The organism is Nitrosospira multiformis, assembly GCF_900111585.1.
Lineage (GTDB): Bacteria > Pseudomonadota > Gammaproteobacteria > Burkholderiales > Nitrosomonadaceae > Nitrosospira > Nitrosospira multiformis_B.
Genome location: NZ_FOHI01000018.1, coordinates 1 through 2,098, shown reverse-complemented (window position 1 = coordinate 2,098; position 2,098 = coordinate 1). Strand labels below are relative to the sequence as shown.

The 2,098-nt window shown below is 50.3% G+C and carries 1 protein-coding gene; it reads left to right on the top strand.

Annotation, left to right across the window (positions count from 1 at the left end; all coding sequences use genetic code 11):
• Nucleotides 1-265 precede the first annotated feature (265 nt).
• Nucleotides 266-1,792, top strand: coding sequence for a MocR-like pyridoxine biosynthesis transcription factor PdxR (gene pdxR, locus BMW46_RS14810; protein ID WP_074709432.1), 1,527 nt, complete (start codon nucleotides 266-268; stop codon nucleotides 1,790-1,792).
• Nucleotides 1,793-2,098 lie beyond the last annotated feature (306 nt).

The window sequence follows — 2,098 nt, the reverse complement described above, 5'->3', positions numbered from 1 at the left end:
AAACCGACCTGAACGAGAGCATCAAGCAGGGCAAGATGGTGCTCAAGCCCGAAAAAAAGGATGATGACGACGAGGAAGAGGAAGACGAGGAGTAAGCACTCGCTTCGTATGTAATTGGCCCTCAATCAGCTGCTCTCACTCACTTATGAGAGCGGCTGAGATGGTATGATCGTATGTAGGCTTACGTTAATTATAAAAATATGTCAGAATCGATAATTTACCTGGAACAGAAATCCAGCGCGCGTACCTGCCGCCATGAATACATATGGCAATTCCCATTGAACTCGACCACAACAGTCGTCAATCGCTGCAAGGCCAGATTTTTGACCAGTTACGCCACCTTATCCTCGGGGGTAAGCTAAAACCCGGTACACTCATCCCGGCGAGCCGAGTACTTGCCGAACAACTGGGTATTTCTCGTAATACTGTTTTGCTGGTTTATGATCGTTTGATTGCCGAAGGCTATCTTCAGGCCCGGAAGGCAATTGGAACGTATGTAAACCTTGAGCTTCCTGAAACCTGCCTTTCTGCCACCCGCAGGGTGACCCCCTCCTCTCCCGGTGATGAAGAACTTGTCAAACAGCCAGTAATTCCATTTATCGGCCACATACACGCCAACAACAATATTCAGCATCTCGATTTTGATTTTTGTCCGGACCGCATCGGTCTCGACCTGTTTCCTCATAAGATATGGCGCCGCTTTGTAAATAAGACATTCATGTCTGCAAACATGCACTTCGAGGAATGTTGCGATCCCGGTGGACTATCGGAACTGCGGGAAGTCATCGCTGCCCACCTTGGAGTCGCGCGGGGTATCAGCGTTTCGTCAGATCAGATAATTATTACAGCCGGCTCTCAGGAGGGATTGAATCTTGCTGCTCGCCTCCTTGTAAAAGAGGGAACAATGGTTGCAACGGAAAATCCCTGCTACCAAGGCGCCACTTCGCTTTTCGAGAGTTACTATGCAAAATTGATTCCCGTGCCTGTGGATGAGGCAGGGCTCGACGTTGAACAACTACCAAAAGAGGGAGTTGCGCTTTTATTTGTCACCCCTTCTCATCAATTTCCCCTGGGCTTCACCTTGCCCATCGAGCGTCGGTTGAAGCTCCTGGATTGGGCGCGGCGTTGCGGGGCATTCATCATAGAGGACGATTACGATTCAGATTTTCGATATCGCGGATCGCCCCTGACAGCCCTCATGGGACTGGATGATTATGGTTGTGTCATGTATCTGGGTACCTTCTCCAAATCCATGGGGGCGGGCCTACGACTAGGCTATCTAGTGGTGCCCAAAGCATTGATTCCTGCTGCCCGTTCTGCGAAAGCTCTGCTTAATAATGGACATGCCTGGCTGGATCAAGCGACTATGGCCGAGTTTATCCGCAGCGGCGCCTATGGCAACCATCTGAGACGCATGCGAAATATGTATGGTAAGCGCCGTGATTGTCTGGTGGAAGCACTGCGGGAACATTTTGGCGCGGTTCGCCTTAGCGGACTTGAGAGTGGCCTGCATCTGGCGTGGCATCTTCCTGATCACTACCCACCTGCAGCTCAGCTCCAGACAATTGCATTACGTCATGGAGTAAGAATCTACTCGATCGGAGGGGGTACGGGCTATGATTACGGTGGCTGTCGCTACAGTGCTCGTACGCTCGTGTTAGGTTTTTCTTCCCTCAACGAATATCAGATCCGAGCTGGTGTTCGGCGAATTGCCGATGCTTTCGCAGATATGTCACTCAACTCCCTTTCCATGCGAGAGAAAGCAGATAACGTAGCGACATCCTCCCTTTAGGATAACCTGCTCTGCCGCCGTCCGTATCAAAGTGTCTTATGGATGATAAGACAGTCCTGTAGCATTTCTCTGGCCACTTTCTGCTGCCTACAATCGATATTATCGAAATTGGAGCGGCTATATTACGGCTTTTAGGGGCTGCCTTTAGGATCTTTTGGGAAGCTTCTTGGAGAGCTTATAGGGGAAGTTAATAGAGAAAGTAAAGATGGCAAAAAAAACACCGACCCACCTTGCCGTCTGTAACGGTGGCGGACCGGTGTTTGCGTGTTGCCTATTCCAGTCTTTGCCCGGCTCCTGCCCTGATCA